The sequence below is a fragment of the Ochrobactrum sp. SFR4 genome, assembly GCF_019730395.1.
In the GTDB taxonomy this organism is placed as follows: Bacteria; Pseudomonadota; Alphaproteobacteria; order Rhizobiales; family Rhizobiaceae; genus Pseudochrobactrum.
Map to the genome: position 1 here is coordinate 1 of NZ_JAAPBB010000884.1, position 264 is coordinate 264.

The 264-nt window shown below is 49.6% G+C and carries 1 protein-coding gene; it reads left to right on the forward strand.

The window, feature by feature from the left end:
- Positions 1-264: ATP-binding cassette domain-containing protein (locus HBA93_RS21625; protein ID WP_221724620.1), on the forward strand; the 264-nt coding region annotated here is incomplete at both ends.

Genomic DNA, 264 nt, shown 5'->3' on the forward strand with positions numbered 1-264 from the left:
GGTTCCGGTAAAACAACATTGCTTATGATGCTGGCCGGCTTCACGCAGCCGACTTCAGGCAAAATCCTTGTTGACGGTAAAGCGATTAATGCTGTGCCAACCCATAAGCGGGGCATTGGCGTTGTATTCCAGAATTATGCATTGTTCCCGCATATGTCTGTGGGCGAAAATATCGCTTTTCCGCTGCAAATGCGCGGTGTTGGCAAAGCTGAAATTTCTGAACGCGTGGCCAAAGCGCTGGATATGGTGCAGCTTTCTGCAATG